This window comes from Hymenobacter elongatus (genome assembly GCF_004745955.1).
Lineage (GTDB): Bacteria > Bacteroidota > Bacteroidia > Cytophagales > Hymenobacteraceae > Hymenobacter > Hymenobacter elongatus.
This window is the reverse complement of the sequence record NZ_SRLD01000026.1, coordinates 32,902-53,097: the sequence shown is the minus strand read 5'-3', so window position 1 is coordinate 53,097 and position 20,196 is coordinate 32,902. Positions and strand designations below refer to the sequence as shown.

The window sequence follows — 20,196 nt, the reverse complement described above, 5'->3', positions numbered from 1 at the left end:
TTTATGAAAAAGAAAGAAGTTATTCGCCGGTTATGGGAGCTGCTGATTGAGGCGGGCTACGAGCGTTTTCTCAATTGCAGCCCCGAGGAGCTGAAAGACGAGCTGCTGGTTGATCTGGGCCTGGACTCGATGGGCTTGCTGCACCTAATGGTGGGCATCGAAACCGAATTCGGCATTGAGTGGCGCGCCAGCGACGTGAATGCCACAACTCTGAGCACGCTCGATACCATTGCCAGCTTTCTGCTGATGGAAACGCACAATGAAATCGTGCAGACCTATGCCCTGGCCCAGCACGCGGTGGCCGGTAAGGCTTATTTCCAGGTGCACCGGCAGCTGGCCCCCGGCCGCGAGCCGTTATTGGCGGCCCGTAGCCGCTAGCACCCGGCCGCGCGTTGGTGCCTTTCTTCTACTAGTTCTACTTGTTACTCTTGTCTTGCGTGGCCATGTGGTTTGAGATAAAAAATATCGAAGCAATTGATTCGCCGGCCGTCTTCATTCTGAAAGAGCGGCTGCTGGAGAATATTGCCGCGCTGAAAACCCTGGTGCCCGACGTGGCGCGGCTGCGCCCGCACGTGAAAACGCATAAGATGCTGGAAGTTACCCGGCTGCTGCTGGCGGCTGGCATCACGCAGTTCAAGGCGGCCACCATTGCCGAAGCTGAAATGGTAGCCATGGCCGGCGCGCCCGATGTGTTGCTGGCCTACCAGGTCACGGGGCCGAAAGTGAAGCGCCTGCGGGCCTTGCGGGCCGCGTATCCGCACACGGTTTTTTCCTGCCTGATTGATACCGCCGCCGTGGCCGACGAACTCGCCCAAGATTTCCCCGAGCAGCCCCTGGCCGTATACATCGACCTGAACGTGGGCATGAACCGCACCGGCATTGCCCCCGACCGGGCGCTGGCGCTCTACCAGCACTGCCAGGCCCGGCCCGGCCTGCAAGTGGTAGGATTACATGCCTACGACGGACACATCAACGACACCGATCTGGCGCTGCGCCAGCGCCACACCGACCAGGTGTTTGCCCTGACCCAGCGTGCCCAAACCGATATTGAGACGGCTACCGGCCACCGGCTCTTGCTGGTCATGGGCGGCTCCCCCACGTTTTATAACTACGCCCAACACTCCGCCGAGGTGGTGGTAAGCCCTGGTACGTTTGTCTTCTGGGACGGTTTTTACCAGGAAGCCTTGCCCGACATGCCGTTTCAGCCGGCGGCCATTGTGGCTACCCGGGTGCTGTCGGTGGTGGACGGGGAGACGCTCACGCTGGATCTGGGCCACAAAGCCGTGGCCGCCGAACGGCCGTTGCCCCGGGTGCGCTTTCTCAACTTGCCCGGGGGCGTGCCCATTGGTCAGAGCGAAGAGCACATGGTTGTGCGGGTATCCGATACTGCGGCCCTGGCCGTGGGCACGGTAATCTACGCGGTGCCCATGCACGTGTGCCCCACTATCGCGCTGTACGAACACGTGTACCTGGTGCAGAATCAGGAGAGCCATACTACCTGGAAAGTAAGTGCCCGCAACCGCATGATTACGGTATAGATACCGGGGCGTTGAGCCACGCCTGGCTGGAATTAGAGACTACGGAATAATTATTTTTTATGAAACCTGACTTAAAAGATTGTGTTGGAGTGAGTGCGCAGCAGACGCACCAGTACTGGCAAAACCAGTTGGCGGGCGAGTTGCCGGTGCTGGATTTTCCGGCTGACAAGGCGGCGGCGGAAAAGGCCCCGGACATTGCTTTTCATTATTTTTCCATCGATGTCCTGCTCACGCAGGCTCTTCGGGAATATAGCCAGCAAAACCAGGGCACGCTGTTTACGGGCGTAGTAGCGCTGGTAACGACCTTGCTGCACTGGTACACCCGCCAGCAGGATATCATCGTGACGACCAGCTTCCGGACGGGGGACGCGGACGAGTCGGCCAGCTTCAGCGGCCTGCCTTTGCGCACGCCGGTGCGGCCTTCCGAAGGCTTCGCTACCGTGCTCGAACGCGCAAACGAAGCCGTGGCACAAGCGGCACGTCACCGCGACTTTTCCCTGGAAACCGTAGCGGCTGCCCTGGCGCTTACTTCCGACATCGTGGCGCGCTGCTTGCTGGGCGTGCAGCTCGTCTACCAGTCGGAAACATCCTCCCGGCCAGCCGCCGCCGCTGCTACCGGTGCCGGCAGTGCCGCGCTTATCGTGCGGGTGCAGGAAGGAGCGGAGCTGGCCTTCGCGCTCGAATACGACGCCACCCGATACAGCGCGACTTTGATGGCGCAGTTTGGCCGGCACTGCCAGCAGCTGCTGGGCGCGGTGCTCACCACGCCGGCGCAGCCCATCAGCCGGGCTGAGCTGCTGTCGGCCCCGGAAAAGCACCAGCTGTTGCAGGCGTTCAACGCCAGCGGCATTGCCTTCCCCGAAACCGGCCAAACCATCGTTGAGCTGTTTGAAAACCAAGTGCGGCAACACCCTGACAAGGTTGCTCTGGTATTCGAAGGGCAGGAGCTGACCTACCAGGCGCTGAATGAGCGTGCCGACCAGTTGGCCCGGCGCATGCTGGCCCTGGTACCGGTGGCCGAGGCCAGTGAGCAAAACCGACTAGTGGCCATTTGCCTGGAAAGGGGTTTCAACGTGTATGTGGCCATGCTGGCCAGCCTGAAAAGCGGGGCCGGCTACGTGCCCCTTGACCCGCATTACCCCGAAGAGCGCGTCGCCTTTATGCTTCGGGATACGCAGGTGGGCCTGGTGCTCACCGAAACCAGCATGCTGGCGGCTAAGCCCTACCTGGCAGGCGAGGGGCGGCAGCTACTCGTGCTGAACGCCGCCGACACCGAAACGGCTGCTACCGCTCCGCTGGCCCTGCCCCGCCGCGTGGCGGGCTCCGATGTGGCCTACGTGATTTATACCTCGGGCTCCACGGGGCTGCCCAAAGGCGTGCTGATCGAGCACGACCAGATTGCCGCCACGCTGCTGCACATGCGGCACTACTACGGCCTGAGCGCCGCCGATACCTGCGTGTATTACCGCTCGTATTGCTTCGACGGCAGCATTGAAGAGACCTTGTTGCCCATTATTTCGGGGGCGCGGGTTATCATCGTGCCCACCAATACCGACGAAGACCTGGTGGCGTATCTGTACCGCATTATCGAGCAGTACCAGGTGACCAAAATCAATACGCCGCCAGCTTTCCTGCACCTGTTTCTGGATAGAATTGAGAACGGCGCGGCGCTGCACTCGCTGCGGCACCTGGTATCGGGCGGAGACGTGCTCAACAAGTCGCTGCTCGGCCGCCTGCACGCCAGCCTCACGGCCAGGGTGCACAACACCTACGGCCCCACCGAAAATACCATCGACTCCACCGTGTTCGAAGTAGACCGCGCGGCGCACTACCATACCATCCCGATTGGCAAACCCACGGCTAACTCCTCCTGCTATATTCTCAACGAATACTTGCAGCCGGTGCCGCTGGGCGTGGTGGGCGAGCTATGCGTGGGGGGCACGGGTGTAGGCCGGGGCTACCTGAACCGCCCCGAGCTAACAGCGGACCGCTTCATTGCCAACCCTTTCGCCACCGTGGCCGACCTGGGCTACGCGAATGAGCGCCTTTATAAAACCGGCGACCTGGCCCGCTGGCTGCCCGACGGCAACATCGAATTCCTGGGGCGGATTGATAACCAGGTCAAGATTCGTGGCTTCCGCATCGAGCTGGAAGAAATTGAAAGCATGCTGCTGAAACACCCGGAAATCGATAGTGCCGTGGTGGTCGTAAAGCAGTTTGAGAACAGCAAGGAGCTGGTGGCTTACCTGGTGAGCAAAGTGCCCCAGAGCGCCGATGCGCTACGTGGCTACCTCAAAACCAGCATGCCCGACTACATGGTGCCCAGCTACTTCGTGCAGCTGGCCCAGATGCCCATCAGCACCACCGGCAAGGTGAACAAAGGAGCCCTGCCCGACCCCAAAACGGCGGCCCTGGCCAGCAGTCAGCAGCATATCGGGGCTCGCAACTCCCGCGAGGCCAAGCTGATTGCTATTTGGAAGGAAGTGCTGAACCGCGACACCATCGGGGTGAAAGACAACTTCATCGACATGGGCGGCACCTCGCTGTCGGCCATCCAGGTGATTCTGAAGCTGCGCACCGATGGCTATAAAATTGCGACCCGCGACTTCCTGGAAAACCTGGTGCTGGAAGAGCAGGCCGCCGTGCTCAACGACGACGCGGCGCAGGCCGTGGAGCCCGCCAAACAGAACCAAACCATTACCCTGAGCCCCGCCCAGCAGGCGCTGCTGCAACAACCCACGGCGCAGCATCCGGCCCTGGTATTGCAGGCGCGCACGCTGTTGTCGGAGACGATGCTGACCCAGGTGCTGGAGAAGCTGCTGAATCATCATGATGTGCTACGGGCCGCTTTGGTGCAGACCAATGGGCAGTGGCAGCTGGAAATTCCGCCCACAGCCCAGCCTGCGGTGGCGTACTTCGACCACCAGGCAGTTTCGGTGGCCGCTGCCGCCGAGCACGAGCGCCAGGTGCTGGCCGACGCGCGGGAGGAAGAGTTGGGCCAGGGAATTCCGGCCGTAAAATTCCTGGTGTTCCGGCGGGCCGATGCCGACCGGGTGGGCATCGTGGCGCATGCGGCCCTACTGGACGCCGCCGCCTGGCAGGTACTAGTAGCCGATCTGGCAACGCTGTTTGCCCAGGCCGAAAAGAATAGTCCCCTGGTTCTGCCCTCGAAGGCCAACGCTTTCCAATGCTGGACGGAAGAGCTAGCGGCTTGCCCCACCAGCCGAGCCAGCGAGGAAGAGCTGGCTTTCTGGCACGCTACGGCTACGGCTACGGCCGGCACCCGCCAGGCCACTACCGCCGCCGCCACCCGCCAGGTGCGGTTTGCTCTCAACCGCATCAGCAAGACGGCGCTGGCTACCGCCAACCAGGCGTTTGCTACCACTTCTTCGGAGCTAATGCTGGCCGCCTTCTTACGGGCGCTGCGCACCGAGCTGCGGCTGAAATCGGTGGCGGTGGAAGTAGTCGCCTCCGCCCGCGAGGAAGCCAGCGGCGTTACGGCGGAAAATCCCGACTCGGTTGGCAACTTTTCGGTTCACTATCCGCTTTGGCTGTCTTTGGCCGACTTCTCGACCTGGGATACCGCCCTGCCCTACATGCGTCACCAGGTAGAAAAGGTGCCGGGTAAAGGAGCCGGCTACGCAACCAGCGCGGTGGCAAAACACGCCCCAACCAGCCAGCTGCCTTTTCACTTCGCCTACCAGGAAGCCACTTTCGAGGCCAGCCTGGCCGCTTCGCCTTTCCGGGCGGCGCAGTATGAGGCGGGCAGCGTGGCCGAACAGCCACACGGCCTGGGCCTGGCGGCCACGCTGCTCGACGACGAGCTGCAAGTAGTGCTACACTACGCGGCCGACCAGTATACGGAGCAGGTAATGGATGCCATCCGGCTATCGTTTGAGGCTGAAGTGCACGCGGCCATAGCCTACGGCGCGGCCCGGGTGGCGGCACAGGGGCCACTGTTCCCGATTTCGTACAACCAGCAGTACTTTTTCCGTAGCGGCGACATCGACCAGAGTCGGGGTGTGCTGCCCGAATTCGTGTTTCCTACGGCCAGCGTCGAGCTGTTTCAGTCCTTGTGCACCCAGTTTCTCTCGGCCCTGGATATGCTGCGGGTGCGGTTTGAGCGGCACCACGGCGAGATTTTCCAGCGCATCGCGCCGGCTCATACCGTGGCTCCCGATGTGCGCCGCCACCTAGTGCCGGATGCCAGCAGCGCGGCGGCCACCGAGGCCGTTTTTCAGCGCGAGCTGCACCAGCCTTTCCAGTTTGCCGACGCGCAATTCGTGCGCTTTGTGGTGGTGCACGATGCCCAGGTAGCCCGCTGCCAGATCGTGATTCATCACGCCGTAACCGATGGCGCTTCCAACCAACTGCTCATTCAGCTGATTCAGTCGCTGCTGCGTGGCCAGGTGGAGCAGCTCCAGACTTTCGTGCAGACGGCCCCGCGCTACCAGGACTACATTCAGTGGCAGAGCCGGTTTATGCGCTCGGCCACGGCCCGGCAGCAGCTGGCCTACTGGACCAACAACCTGGCGGGCTTCGAAAAAACTACGCCGCTGGTGGCTACCGATGGAGGCGAGGAGCAGTTCGAGTACCTGTTCCGCGTCAGCCAACTCATTCAGGGCGACAGTCACGAGCGGATTCTGGCCTTCTGCAAAGCCTACGAAATCGACTTGAGCAGCTTCTTCCTCACGGCTTTTGCGCTCACGCTCTACGCCCGCAACGGAGCCGAGGAAACCATCGTCGATATTTTCTCCAACGGCCGCGACCAGCTCATTCCGGGCATTGCGGTGCCCCAGCTGGTGGGCGTCATTGCCAACAAGCTGCCCATCAAGCTGCGCCTGAGCGAGCAAATGAGCTTCGGGGAAGTGTGCAAGCAGGTGATGGAGGTGTATTACGAAGGCCGCCTGCACCAGCAGATTCCCTATATCGAGATGGAAAAGGCCCTGTTGGCAACGACCCGCCAGGTTCTGGGCGACTTTGTGCAGGTGCGCTTCAACTATTTCGACTACTCCGCCTTCTCATTTCAGAACGGTACCGAGGGCTTTACTCAACAGCCCAAGGAAGTGAAGCTGATCGGCAACAACGCCGCCGTGCTCAGCAACTACCGCCTGATTCTGGATTGCAAAGCCTACCAGGATACGGTGAAGCTGGAGTGGAAATATCCCTGCACCGAGCAGTTCGAAGGCTGGGAAGACTCTATTCTGCCCATCGTACGGCTCATCACCGAAAACACCCAGGCCCCGCTGGCCCGCCTGGCCACCAGCACCGCCGAAACGCCCCTCGAAAGTGCCGACGACATGGTAACCATGACCATTTGATCTTGCCTGGTGCGGGCCCTGCGACTCCGATTATCCACGTATTCCTTCTTTAATTCTAATTCGTTACCGTTATGAAAGAGCAGCTTGTAAACAACAATGACCTGTTTAACCTCACCATTGCTACTTCGCCGGAAGAGGTTGACAGCATCAACAAGAAGTTTTACGGGAAGTATAATTATCCCTGGCCCCCGCGCTCCTTTCCGGCCTACCCCGCCGACATGGCCGTGAAGATGCTCAACCAGGACATCGGTAGCTGGGACCATGCCCGCATTCCGGCCAAGCCCCGCATCTGGGTGGCCGGCTGCGGCACCAACCAGGCCCTGTTCACGGCGCTGCGGTTTCCGGAGGCTGAGGTTATTGGCACCGATTTGTCAGTGCAGTCGTTGCAGCTGGGGCGTAAAAACGCGGCCCAGATGGGCATTACCAACCTGAAGCTGGAAGAAAAAAGCATCAACGAGGTGACGTATTCGGAGGAGTTCGACTACATCATCTGCACCGGAGTAGTGCACCACAATGCCAACCCCGAGCTGACGCTAGCCAAGCTGGCCGGGGCCCTCAAGCCCACGGGCGTTATCGAGTTCATGGTGTACAACTACTACCATCGCCTGATGACCACCGCCTGCCAGAACGCCGTGCGCACCTTCTACAACCGGGAAGAGTCGCTGGATATGGACCTGGAAATGACGATCGTGAAAAAGCTCATCGCGCATTTTCCGTTCCGCAACCTGATGGGCGAGTACATGCGCACCCACCACTCGGCCCCCGAAGCCAAGATAGCCGACTGCCTCTTGCAGCCCGTGGAGTACAGCTACACCATCGAATCGTTGGCGAAGCTGGTGGGCCACGGAAACCTGGAGCTGCTGATTCATTGCATCAACCAGACCGACGTGGCGGTGAATGCCCTGAACTGGAACACGCACTTCGACGAGCCCCTGCTGGCCCAGGAGTACGAGGCCCTGTCCGACAACAAGCGCTGGCAGATTTCCAACCTACTCATGCTCAACGATTCGCCCATGCTGTGGTTTTACTTGCAGCGCAACGATGTGGGCACCGAGCGGCAGAGCGAAGGCGTTATTTGCGAAGGCTTCCTGGAAAGTAAATTTGCCAAGAATACCTTCCCGGTCAAAAACCACGTCATCAACCTCAAGGGCAGCTATGCCCTGAGCGACCGGACGCTGACCTACCCGCTCATTCAGGCCCCGGCCGATGCGCAGGCCAAGAAAATCTGGGATGCCGTGAGCCCCGAGCTGACGATGCGTGAGGTGTTCCTGCTGGCCGGCAGCGAGCCCACGTTCCAGAACGTGAACAATGCCCGCATTCAGCTTACCACTTCGGCCTTCCCCTACCTGCTGGCCCAGTAGTAGCGCGGGCCCGCCCCAACTATACGATACGGTATCGGCGTTTGCTCCGGCCTTGGCTAACCAGGCCAGCCCATCGAACGCCAGAAGAGAAGCTGACGCGCCCCGGCGGCGGTGGGGCGCGCCCAGAGGCCGCCCCACCGAACGGATGGCGGCCGATGACCCGCTGTTACCAGGCGGAGGACGAGGTTCCTTTTAACTATTCACCCCTTATTGCGATGTCGCAGCTGAAATTCAGTACTCTTATCCGGTTTATTTTTCTGAGCTTCTTATCGGGCGGAACGAGCTTTCTATTCCTCACCTTCGTCAACCGTGTGATTGGCCAGCTGATGACCCAGGGCTACGCTGCCATCACTCAGACGTATACCTTACTGTTTCTGTTAATCGTCGTCCTGTTTATCTGGACGCGGCGGGTGCTGGCGCTGGCCATCATCCGGTTTTCCCAAGCCTTGTTCTGGTCGTTGCGCAAGGATATTATCTTCCTGGTGCTGAAGTCGAACTACCAGCAGCTCAGCCACCGCAAAGACCTGGTGCACACGGCCCTGGTGCGCGACATCAATATGCTCACCAACGCGTCGCTGAACATTATCCAGTTCTCGACCTCCATCATTATCGTGGTGGCCTGCCTGGTATATATGGCCACGGTATCCGGGCCGTTGTTCCTGGTGAGCTTGTTGGTTATCCTGCTGGGGACGGGGCTCTATCAGTTCAATGCCCGCAGCAACAATGCGTATTTTAAGAAAGCCCGGGCCCTGGAAGACCGGTTCATGTTCTACTTCAATGCCATTCTGGGTGGCTTCAAGGAAATCTACATGGACACCAAAAAGGGCCAGCGGATTTACGGGACGAAGATTGCCCACATTGCCGGCGAGTCGGTGGTGAACCAGGAAAAGGCTTTCGTGGGCCTGCTCAACAACCAGATTACGGGGCAGACCATGTTTTACCTGCTCATCGGGGCCATCCTGCTCTACTGCGGCGCGGCCTGGAACATTGCCCCCACCGATACGGTCAGCTTTCTGTTTATCCTGCTCTATGTGCTCAGCTCGGTCGAAACCATCATGGTGCTGCTACCCAACCTGTTGCAGGCCAAAATATCGTCCGACCGGATTGCCAAGCTGCAAGCCGACCTGCTGAGCGAAAAACCGCTGGGCGAGCTCGTCGACCTGCAGCAGGTGCTGGGCGAGTTCGAAACTATTGCCGTGCGCGACATTACGTTTCAGTACGCCAACGCCACGCAGGGCAACTTCGAAATCGGGCCGATCAACTTCACCATCAGCCGCGGCGACGTGGTGTTCATCTACGGGGGCAACGGCAGTGGCAAAACCACGTTTGTGTCGACGCTGCTGGGCCTGCTGCTGCCCGCCACCGGGGGCGTGTACTACAACGACTTCCTGATTGATGAGCAGCACGGCCAGTCATACTCCTCCCTGTTCGGGGTCGTGTTCAGCGACTTCTATCTCTTCGACGAGTTTTACGGCATCGAGCAGCTCGACCCCGAAAAGCTGGCCTACTACCTGCACCTATTCGAAATCGACGACAAGGTGAAGGTGGAAGACGGCCGGTTTTCCACCACCCACCTTTCCACCGGCCAGCGCAAGCGCCTGGCCCTGATTACGGCCCTGCTGGAAGCCAAGCCCCTGCTGGTACTCGACGAGTGGGCCGCCGACCAGGACCCCTACTTCCGCAAGAAGTTTTATACCCAGATCGTACCCGAGCTGAAAGAGGCTGGCTTCACGATCATCGCCATCACCCACGACGACAAGTATTACAACTGCGCCGATATGCGGTATAAAATGGAAGACGGTAAGCTCGTGCAAGAGGTCGAGCCTGTGTTCCAGAACCTATAAGCCGGCGCGTGCTGCTCCCCGGTTTTTATCCTTCTCCAGTGGGGCACCCGTTGGCTGCTCACTGCTTATTCACTAGCCCGCGCTATGAAAAAACCCAAGTTATTCCTGATGCATTTTGCCGGTGGCAACTGCTTCTCGTTCCAATTTCTGCTCCCCTTGCTCAGTGATTTTGAGGTGTTTCCGCTGGAGCTGCCCGGCCGGGGCCGCCGCATGCGCGAGCCGCTCATCCGCGACTTCGACCAGGCGGCCAAGGATATGTACCACCAAGTGATGCAGGTGCTGGCCCTCGATGCTTTTTCACCTTCCAAATTCCTGATCTATGGGCACAGCATGGGCGCACGGCTGGCTTTTAAGGTGGCGGGCCTGCTCGAAAAAGCGCACAAAGCCCCGCAGCACATCATCATCAGCGGCAGCTCGGGGCCTTCACTGATGCAGAACGACCGCAAAATCCGGCACCTGATGGATACGCCCACCCTGAAGCAGGAGCTGCTGAGCCTGGGCGGCTTGCCCCTGGAGATTCTGGAAAACGCGGAGGTATTCGACTTTTTCGAACCTATCATCCGCTCCGACTTCGAAGTAGTGGAACGGAACCAGCTGGGGCCTTTTCCGCCTATCCAGACGCCCATCTACGCGGTGATGGGTAGCGAGGAGGAAACCGCGCCGGCCATCACCAACTGGCAGCAGTACACCACCGCCGGCTTTACGTCGGAAGTGCTGCCCGGCAACCACTTCTTTATTCATCAACACCCTCGGCGAATGGCTGAGATAATCCAAAGCTGCTATGCTACGACTCCTGTATACAAATATTGAATGCCTGGAGGATAAGGAAATTGCACACTATCTGGATTTCCTGCCCTACAGCATGCACGGCGACATCCTGCGCTACAAGTTTGCCGACGACCAGAAGCACCGGCTGCTGGCCCGCCTGATGCTGCGCTACTGCCTGCTCGAAACCACCGGCAGCGACGAGCTGATGACCAGTTGGAAAAAGAACGACAACCACAAGCCCTACGTGGCTGGCTGGTACCCGTTCAATATCTCGCACGCCGGCAAGTGGGTGATTTTCGCGTACAGCAACGAGGATATCGGCGTCGATATCGAGAAGCAAACCGCCGTCGACTACCAAAGCCTGATTGCCTATTTCCACCCCGAGGAGCAGGCCTACGTGCGTCTCTCCGACGACAAGCAGCTGAGTTTTTTCAACATCTGGGTGAAGAAGGAAGCCATTCTCAAGGCCATTGGCACCGGCATCGTGGAGGGCTGGCAGGAGTTCAGCTGCCTCGATGAAATAGTGGCTTACAAGAACGAGAAATGGCTTTTTCATTCCCTATCCATCGACCCTGGCTACGTGTCTTACCTCTGCACCAGCGAGAATATCACCTCGTTTGAGCTGCAAGAAGTGCGGGCCAGCACTATTGCGACGCAGGCCCACTCGGCGGCATATGCCCTGAAAGAGGCGTAGCCCACTTCTTGCCTGGTATCTATTGTTAGTACCTGTATATCTTATTCTTAACCCCGCTCTTTGGTGGAGCATGGCAGGCTAATCCTGCCCCCGATGATGAAAGCACCGAGTATAGCATTTCTGTTCCCCGTCCTGATTGTGAGTCTTATCGTGATGGTTCTCTCGCGCACCATCGGCGACGTACCGGCCCTGGGCCCGCTGTTCGACCCCTTCGTGGGGCTGGCCCAGAACGAGAAGCCCACCGGGCGTGCCCTGGCCACGCAGCTCGGCGAGCTGCACCGCCCGGTGCAGGTGTATTTCGATGAGCGCGAGGTACCGCATATTTTCGCCGGCGACCAGGCCGATCTGTTCTTCGCGCAGGGCTACGTTACCGCGTCGCTGCGTCTATGGCAAATGGACTTCGTGACCTATGCCTCGGCCGGGCGCCTGGCCGAAGTCTTCGGCACCAAATACCTGGACAAAGACCGGCTGCAACGGCGGCTCGGTATTCTGGAAGCGGCGAAAAAGTCGTTGGCCTTCATTGAGCAGGACAGCCAGACCAACCAGGTGCTCACGGCGTACACCAAAGGCGTCAATGCCTATATTAACCAGCTCGACTACAAAGACTACCCAGTTGAATATAAGCTATTTGCCACCCAACCCGAGCCGTGGTCGAAGCTGAAAACGGTGCTGATTATGAAATATATGGCCACCGCCCTGAGTGGCTACGACGAGGACATGGCCATGTCGAGCATGCGCCTGGCCTTGGGCAAGGACTTCGACCGGGTGTATCCGGAATGGACGCCCGACAACTCGCCGCTGACCGAGCGTGCAACCACCCAGCTGGCCCAGCACCACCCCACCAACCCTGACTCGCTCGGCTACCTGAACTATGCCTTCCTGGAGGGCCTGACCACCGTGACGCCCAGCGAGTATAACCCCAAGCTGGGCAGTAACAACTGGGTAGTCTCGGGCAAGAAAACCAAGTCGGGCAACCCAATTCTCTGCAACGACCTGCACCTGAGCTTGTCGCTGCCGGCTATCTGGCTCGAAATGCAGCTTTCGGCCCCCGGCATCAACGTATACGGCGTTTCGATTCCGGGCGCGCCGGCCATTATCGTGGGCTTCAACTCATCGGTGGCCTGGGGCACCACCAACGGGGCAACCGACGTGAAAGACTGGTACAAGCTCAAAATTGCCGACGATTACTCCGTGTATGAATTTGACGGCAAGTGGCAAAAAACCACCGCCCGCGTGGAGGAAATAAAGGTGCGCGACGCGGCCACGCTTTATGATACGGTGTACTCCACCGTGCACGGTCCCATCGTGATGGACCGTCGCTTCCACGAGAAGCCCGAGATGCTGAACTATGCCCTGCGCTGGGAGCTGCAAAAACCATCCAACGAAATCCTGACGTTTATCAAGCTGAACACGGCCGCCAATTACCAGGACTACAAGGCCGCCATCAGTCACTATGCCTGCCCGGTGCAGAACTTTATCTACGCGGGTAAAAACAATGACATTGCCATTACGCACCAGGGCAAAATTGCCCGCAAATGGGCTGAGCAGGGCCGCTTTGTGCTGGACGGCACCAAAAAGTCGCACCTGCCCACCCGCTACATTCCCGAGGATAGCCTGCCGGAAAGCCACAACCCCGCCAGCGGCTATCTGTTCTCGGCCAACAACCGCCCCACCGACGCGGCCTATCCGTACTATTACAGCGGCTATTACAGCGAAACCCGCGCCGCCCGCATTCATATGCTGCTGGCCGCCGACAATCAGTTTGATGTGGCGAAGATGGAGAAAATGCAGCTCGACAACACCAACGGTTTTGCCGCCCAGGCCATGCCGGTGCTACTGGCCAGCCTTGACCGCACCGCGCTGAATCCGGGCCAGCTAAAATTTCTGACGGCCATTGAGAACTGGCGCGGCGATTATAGCCAGCAGGATACCACTGCCATCTTGTTTGACCTGTGGTGGGACAATGTGGAGGACTACACCTGGGATGAGCTGCGCACCTATCCTTTCTACACCCAGGCTCCCAAAGACGAAGTACTGCTGCAACTGCTGGTCCGCGACCCGCAAAACCCGTATTTCAACCGCATCAATACGGCTGCGCGGGAAAATGCTGCCGCTGTTATTCAATCATCCTTCGTGGATGCCGTAGCGCGTATCGCAGAAAAATCGGGGGAAGGCGCTTCGCCCGAGTGGGGACAGGTAAACAAGATTAACGTGACCCACCTCTCCACCCTGGCGGCCTTCAGCCGCATGGGTATCTCATCGGGCGGCAACCCGGAGGCTATCAACGCTATATCCAAAAACTGGGGCCCGTCGTGGCGCATGATTGTGGAGCTGGGCGACAAGCCCAAAGCCTACGGCATCTACCCCGGCGGCCAGTCGGGCGACGTCGGTAGCAAGCACTACACCGACTTCATCGACGACTGGCAAAAAGGCAATTATTACGAGTTGCACTTCTACACCTCCGAGCAGGAAGCCAAAGCCGCCTGCAAAGAAGCCGCCTGGCAACTCGGTAGGTAGCCCGCCTTAAACGCATCACAGCCCACGGGCTCCCTTAGAAATGGCGGTAACCGTTTCTAGGGGAGCCCGTGGGCTGTGATGCGTCTAAGGGAGTTCAGTAGTTGTGTATTCCTCCCTTTCTGGCCAGTTTGTTGGTGTAGACGCTGGACGTGCCCACTTTTTGTACGCCCCAGATCAATGAGGCCAGGGCTGTGCCAACAGCACCGGAGTATGCACCCGTTGTGGCCAAGGGTTAAACCAAACGACATTCACCATTCACGGAAAAAGCAGCAAGAGTATGCCTTGATGGACTCGAAAACGCGCCGGACGACCAGCAGATTAAGCACCGTCACTTGTGCGCCTCGCTCGACCAGGTAACAGGGGGGGGCGCCTACCTGGACCAGGGCTACATCTGCTACTGCAATGCAAGACAGCCGTTTGTGAGGTGCGGCTCAGGCAGCAGTCTTAAAGCACTTTAGGGCAGTGGAGGCCAGCTAAACTATTTTCCGGCCTGCTATGGAATTCGGTGGGCCTGCGCATCAGATAGTAGAACTCCTTTAGCTACTGTCTGAATGTATGAAACCCCACTTTGCTCCAGGAACAAGCGGTCTGCTACCTTGGCTTGACTGCGCTCAACACCCGCAAGCTGCCCACAGGCCGCGTACTTCAATGTCGTGCCAATCTACCGCACCGGACACTATTCCTGTGCGAGGCTCTATCCCTGACCGAAGCACCGGCCAAAGAATGCCAAGTGCTACGGGTTTAGCAAAAAGCACACATATCGGTGTTATAAGCAACCATGCGGGTGCGTATCGGCTCCCGGTACCGAAGCATAGCGAGGCTCTGATGTTCACCACTGTTGGTTGTACCAGGGAAGAATACTCGGCTCTGGACCATGATATAGTGACTGTGGGATTGGCGGTTGACTACCAAGAATTGACTGCGGTAGCTGTGGCTACGGGTATGGCTCCTGGCCGAATCATTGGTTTGATAGCGTGGAGAATAACTGCTAAGACGACTCGCGGCCAGGCATCGGCGGGGAGGGCGCAGAAAAGGAAAGCTCACGGGAATAAAGCTGTTGCAGCAGCACAATCCCCCGATTTTGCACCTTCCCGCCCTATGCCGGCTGTTGCCGATTCGGACAATCTCAGCAAGGAAAGCGGGTTGCTTAGGGCCTGCAAAGAGAAGCTGAGTGCTTTTTCTATTGCCGTGGATGGCAGTAGCCATTCCAACGGGCGGCGCTTTCTCAACTATGCTCAGTGGCCTCGCCGAGTGTTGTGCGGGAGGGAGGCACAGTGCATTACGCCCCCTGGATTACTCTCCCCCATTGGCTCCGGCCGGGTTTCGGACACGAAAAAACTGGCCATGTGCCCCTGGAGTCTCGAGCATCAGGCACTGCGTGTGGCTTTGCCAGGCGGCAGGCGGGCACCACCAGTACCAAGGGCTACCGCGCTGAGGTCGGGCGGATGGTGCGGCTTGCGGAGGATTGTAGCTCGGTGACTGGCACTACAGAGAACTGCTGAGGGGCGCGTGGCTCTGTAGTTTATTACTCCATGTGATTTGATTCTCACTTTCTGATGCCTAAATCCTCCATATCACTGCACGTTCTGGCACCCTGTGCCCAGCGTTGGGCTACCATGACGCCCCAGGGCGCGGGCCGCCACTGCGTCGCTTGCCAAAAAGTGGTGGTTGACTTCAGCCAGAAAACCGACGCCGAAATACTGGCGGAACTGGCTGCCGCTTCGGGTCGCACCTGTGGGCGTTTCGGGACCAGCCAGCTTAACAGAGCCTTGCAGCCCGGCGCAATAAGCCGTGCCGCGTGGTGGCAAACGGCAGTGGCTGCTACGGTAGCGGTGCTTGGTCTTCGCTTGGCTGTAGCACCCGCCGCTGCTCAAGCGCAAAACATGACCAGAAAACAGACCGATAGGGGCAAGGCTAGTTCAACTTATATAATAGGGGTATCTCCTTTTGTAGAACGACCAAATGAAGCCGAAACCGCCGGCACTACCTGCAGCATACTCAGCGGCCAAGTGACCGATAAGCAGGACGGCACGCCACTACCGGGCGTAACGGTGCTGTTGGAAGGCACCAGGCACGGCGTTTCTACGGACCATGAAGGACACTTCTCCTTGCCAATCACTGACACGGAGCGGCATTATCGGTTGCTATTTCGCTCTGTGGGCTACAACGAGGTTGCTCGGATACAACCTACCGACGAGCAAGCACTAGAAATTCAGCGGACTGCGTCGCCAGTGGGAGTTGTGCACGTTGTAGTAATGGGCGTGCTAGAGGCGCGCGCTCCTATGTACACGCCACGGGGCATGTGGCAGCGGCTGCGTGGCCTCCCACGGCGTGTGGCCCATGCTTTTCAGCGGCAGTAGCCATGCGCAGCACCGCTACTCTCTGTATGCATCACCGATTGGCTAGCGCCACCGATGATATCCTAGTTCGGGCTACTTGCCTGCTGCTTACTGGCAACAAGTGGCTGGGACACAACCCGTGCAGGGCACCGCCCCGTGCCCCGCGGCCTTGCGGGCATCACCGCTGCCCGCTAGAGGGCCACTAGGAAGAAACTCCTGACCGGTGGGCGACTGGTCAGGAGTTTTTCTTTAGTAGCCTTCCAGTAGCCTCCATATAGTAGTGGAGCCTCATTTCTGGTTTTCTATCTTGACTTGGGCATACTTTTTTAGCGCAAAATTTTGGACTAACGCTTGTTATCTGCGAATCATGTCCAATCTTTAGCCCAGTAAAACTCGATTTGTCGATGCGCACGCCCCAGGCTTCATATTACGCTACCTACTTTTATTTCTACGCCAAACCGTAGAGACGAGGCCGTATGTACGCATCCTAAGCATACTTCGAAAAGAGCCTCTCGTAACCGGGAGGCTCTTTTTTTATCTATTTCCTTTTCCCAATGTCTGCGCCCAGCTTCTCTTATTACGGATTCTACTCCTACTTCTACCGGAAGCAGCCGCAGCCCTATTGCTTTACCTGACCAGTCAGGAACCGCCAAGCAAATGAATAGGGCCCCGGACACCGGAGGCCTTTTTTTATGTCTTTTCTTCTCCCGCATCATGCTCCCAGCCGTTGCCATTCAGGGCTTTGAAGGTAGTTTTCACCAGATAGCTGCCCGCCACTACTTTGGTTCTGCCACCCCCACGACACCCTGCGCCACGTTCGGCGAAGTGGTGAAGCAGGTGGCTACTGGAACGAGCGGCTACGGGGTGCTGGCCATCGAGAACTCTATTGCGGGCAGCATTTTGCCCAACTACGACCTGCTGCGCAAAGCCGACCTGCGCGTGACGGGCGAAGTGTATCTGCACATCCGGCAGCATCTGCTGGCTTTGCCGGGGCAGCGGCTGGCTGATATTCAGGAAGTACACTCCCACCCGATGGCCCTGCTGCAGTGCGCCGATTTTCTGAACCAGCACGGTCCGTGGCGGTTGGTAGAAACCGAAGACACGGCCCTGAGTGCCCAGCGCATCCGGCAAGGGCGGCGAACCGGCACAGCGGCCGTGGCTGGCACGCTGGCAGCGGACCTGTTTGAGCTGGAAATTCTGGCCCAGGACATTCACTCCGAAAAGCAGAACTACACCCGCTTTCTGGTGGTGGCGCGACCTGAAAACGCGGCGGCGGTAGCGCAGCCCAACAAGGCTTCGGTATACTTTCATACCACGCACGCCCAAGGCAGCCTGGCGCAGGTCCTCATCCGGATTGCCGACCAGGGCATCAACCTGTCTAAGCTGCAGTCGTGCCCGCTGCCGGGCCGGACCTGGCATTACTACTTTCACGCCGATCTGGAATTTGAGCACCTCCGGCAATTGCACGATGCCCTGCGGGAAATGGCACCCGTAACCGAGAGCTTACAGGTGCTCGGCATTTATCATAAAGGCACCACACACTGACAACCCGAGTGGGCTGCCCAGTGGTAGCCGCCACCGCAATAGAACCTCCCCTGCACGCAACCAGCCTCGGCTGCGCCACCGTAGGGCAAACCGGACTAAATTCAACCTATGCAAGTCTCCGTAGCCAGTCGTTTGCGGCACACCAGCGAGTATTATTTCTCCCAGAAGCTGCGCGAAATCGAGGCGCTGAACAAAGCCGGCGCGCCGGTTATCAACCTCGGTATCGGCAGCCCCGATATGCCGCCGCACCCAGCCGTGGTAGCCGCACTGACGGCTGCGGCCCAGCAGCCCAACACCCACGCCTACCAAGGCTACAAAGGCGTGCCGGCGCTGCGCCAGGCCATTGCGGACTGGTATGCCCGCTTCTACGCCGTGGCGCTGGACCCGGAAACGGAAGTACTGCCTCTACTGGGCTCTAAGGAAGGTATTATGCACGTCAGCATGACGTTTCTGGAGGCCGGCGACGAGGTGTTGATTCCCAACCCCGGGTACCCGGCCTACCGCGCGGCGGCTCAGCTCAGCGGAGCTACGCCGGTGGATTATGACCTGACGGCCAGCAGTAATTGGCTACCTGACCTGGACGCATTGACCCAAAAGGACCTGAGTCGGGTGAAGCTGATGTGGGTCAACTACCCGCATATGCCCACCGGCACGCCACCCGACGCGGCCTTCTTCGCGCGGCTGGTAGCGTTTGCCACCGCCCACGATATTCTCCTGGTGCACGACAATCCCTACAGCTTCATTCTGAACCAGGAACCACCGCAGAGTTTGCTGGCGGTGCCGGGCGCGCGGACTGTGGCCCTGGAGCTGAATTCGCTGAGCAAGTCGCACAACATGGCGGGCTGGCGCGTGGGCATGCTGGCCGGCCGCGCCGACTTGCTGCAGGAAGTGCTGCGCTTCAAAAGCAACCTCGATTCGGGGATGTTTTTGCCGGTGCAGCTGGCGGCCGTGGAGGCCCTGCGGCTGGACGAAACCTGGTATGCCGAGCTGAACGCCCACTACCGGGCGCGGCGCGAGCTGGTATTCGAGCTGCTCGACTTCATCGGCTGCACTTTCGCCCGCGACCAGGTGGGCTTGTTCGTGTGGGCGGCTATTCCGGCCGGCTACGCCGATGGCTACGCGCTGAGCGACGAGCTGCTGCACGCGGCGCGGGTCTTCCTTACGCCCGGCGGCATTTTCGGCTCCAATGGCAACGGCTACATCCGGGTGAGCCTGTGCCAGACCATCGACGTGCTAGGGGCCGCCCTGGACCGCATCGGGCAAGCCCGCAACGCCACTTTTAGCGCCACCGCATCATGATTGTAACGATAATTGGCCTGGGCCTGATTGGCGGCTCGTTGGCTATCAGCCTGAAGGAGAAAGGGCTTACCACGCACCGCATCGGGGTAGACCTAAGCGCCGAAAACCGGCAGAAAGCCCTGGCCCTGCACCTCATCGACGAGGCCAGCACCGACCTGGCCGCCGCCGTGCGCCGGGCCGACCTGGTGGTGGTAGCCGTGCCGATGGATGCCATGCTCACGGTGTTGCCGCAGGTGCTCGATCTGGTAGAGCAGCAGGTTGTTATAGATGTGGGCTCTACTAAGTCGATGCTGCTGGCGCGGGTAGCGGGCCATACGAAGCGGGGCCGGTTTGTGGCCGTGCACCCGATGGCCGGCACGGAGTATTCGGGACCGGAAGCAGCCGTGTCGGAGCTGTTCGATGATAAAACCCTAGTCATTTGTGATGCCGACCAAAGCGACGCCGATGCCGTAACACGGGTTGAAGCACTGTTCTCGCTGCTCAATATGCGGATCGAATACCTGGATGCCGCCGCCCACGACCTGCACACGGCCTACGTGTCGCACATTTCGCACATCACTTCTTTTGCCCTGGCCCTCACGGTGCTGGAAAAAGAGAAGGAGGAACAACAGATTTTCGCACTGGCCAGCGGCGGCTTTGCGTCCACGGTGCGCTTGGCCAAAAGCTCGCCGGATATGTGGGTGCCGATTTTCCGCCAGAACCGCGTAAACGTACTCGACGTGCTCGACGAGCACATCAAACAGCTTCAGCATCTGCGCCAGCTCATTGACGAGGAAGACTTTTCAGCCGTCCACCAACAGATTCGGCAGGCCAATCTGATCAGCAAAATTTTGAAGTAAGACTGGCCTGAACCAAACAAAAAGAACGTCATGCGGAGCGAAGTCGAAGCATCTCACCCGCTTCGTTGAGTAACCGTTGCACCGACGCCACGCGAGATGCTTCGGCTTCGCTCAGCATGACAGACGATTTT

The 20,196-nt window shown here is 59.1% G+C and carries 12 protein-coding genes; all 12 read left to right on the top strand.

The genetic code is table 11. The features are described 5' to 3' along the window. Positions 1-3: 3 nt before the first annotated feature. The 12 genes from E5J99_RS13695 to E5J99_RS13640 all read left to right on the top strand — a co-directional run bounded on the left by E5J99_RS13695 (position 4) and on the right by E5J99_RS13640 (position 20,065). Positions 4-378, top strand: a complete 375-nt coding sequence (locus tag E5J99_RS13695) for an acyl carrier protein (RefSeq protein WP_167852125.1) — start codon at positions 4-6, stop codon at positions 376-378. A gap of 41 nt (positions 379-419) precedes the next feature. Next, positions 420-1,538 carry a D-TA family PLP-dependent enzyme gene (locus E5J99_RS13690; protein ID WP_210114450.1) on the top strand — a complete coding sequence of 373 codons (1,119 nt, stop codon included), beginning with the start codon at positions 420-422 and terminating at the stop codon, positions 1,536-1,538. Positions 1,539-1,597: 59 nt separating this feature from the next. Further along, the gene (locus E5J99_RS13685; RefSeq protein ID WP_135498377.1) at positions 1,598-6,859 is read left to right on the top strand and encodes a non-ribosomal peptide synthetase; all 5,262 of its coding nucleotides are present in this window, start codon (positions 1,598-1,600) and stop codon (positions 6,857-6,859) included. 71 nt (positions 6,860-6,930) lie between these two features. Continuing rightward, entirely contained in the window at positions 6,931-8,220 is a 1,290-nt protein-coding gene (locus E5J99_RS13680) for a class I SAM-dependent methyltransferase (protein WP_135498376.1), read from the top strand. Between the two features lie 215 nt (positions 8,221-8,435). Next, positions 8,436-10,064, top strand: a complete 1,629-nt coding sequence (locus E5J99_RS13675) for a cyclic peptide export ABC transporter (protein ID WP_167852124.1) — start codon at positions 8,436-8,438, stop codon at positions 10,062-10,064. 84 nt (positions 10,065-10,148) lie between these two features. Then, positions 10,149-10,874, top strand: coding sequence for a thioesterase II family protein (locus E5J99_RS13670; protein WP_135498374.1), 726 nt, complete (start codon positions 10,149-10,151; stop codon positions 10,872-10,874). Beyond that, entirely contained in the window at positions 10,846-11,526 is a 681-nt protein-coding gene (locus tag E5J99_RS13665; protein WP_135498373.1) for a 4'-phosphopantetheinyl transferase family protein, read from the top strand. The genes E5J99_RS13670 and E5J99_RS13665 overlap by 29 nt, the downstream gene beginning before the upstream one ends. Positions 11,527-11,619: 93 nt before the next feature. Continuing rightward, entirely contained in the window at positions 11,620-14,043 is a 2,424-nt protein-coding gene (locus tag E5J99_RS13660) for a penicillin acylase family protein (RefSeq protein WP_135498372.1), read from the top strand. A 1,556-nt stretch (positions 14,044-15,599) separates the two neighbouring features. Next, complete coding sequence (locus tag E5J99_RS22280; protein WP_394345951.1) at positions 15,600-16,403, top strand: carboxypeptidase-like regulatory domain-containing protein; 804 nt, start codon at positions 15,600-15,602, stop codon at positions 16,401-16,403. 693 nt (positions 16,404-17,096) lie between these two features. Then, positions 17,097-17,927 carry a prephenate dehydratase gene (locus E5J99_RS13650; protein ID WP_135498371.1) on the top strand — a complete coding sequence of 277 codons (831 nt, stop codon included), beginning with the start codon at positions 17,097-17,099 and terminating at the stop codon, positions 17,925-17,927. A gap of 108 nt (positions 17,928-18,035) precedes the next feature. Beyond that, entirely contained in the window at positions 18,036-19,226 is a 1,191-nt protein-coding gene (locus tag E5J99_RS13645; protein WP_135498370.1) for a pyridoxal phosphate-dependent aminotransferase, read from the top strand. After that, a complete protein-coding gene (locus tag E5J99_RS13640) occupies positions 19,223-20,065 on the top strand; it encodes a prephenate dehydrogenase (protein ID WP_135498369.1) in 843 nt (280 codons plus the stop codon). The genes E5J99_RS13645 and E5J99_RS13640 overlap by 4 nt, the downstream gene beginning before the upstream one ends. The last annotated feature ends 131 nt before the right edge of the window (positions 20,066-20,196 follow it).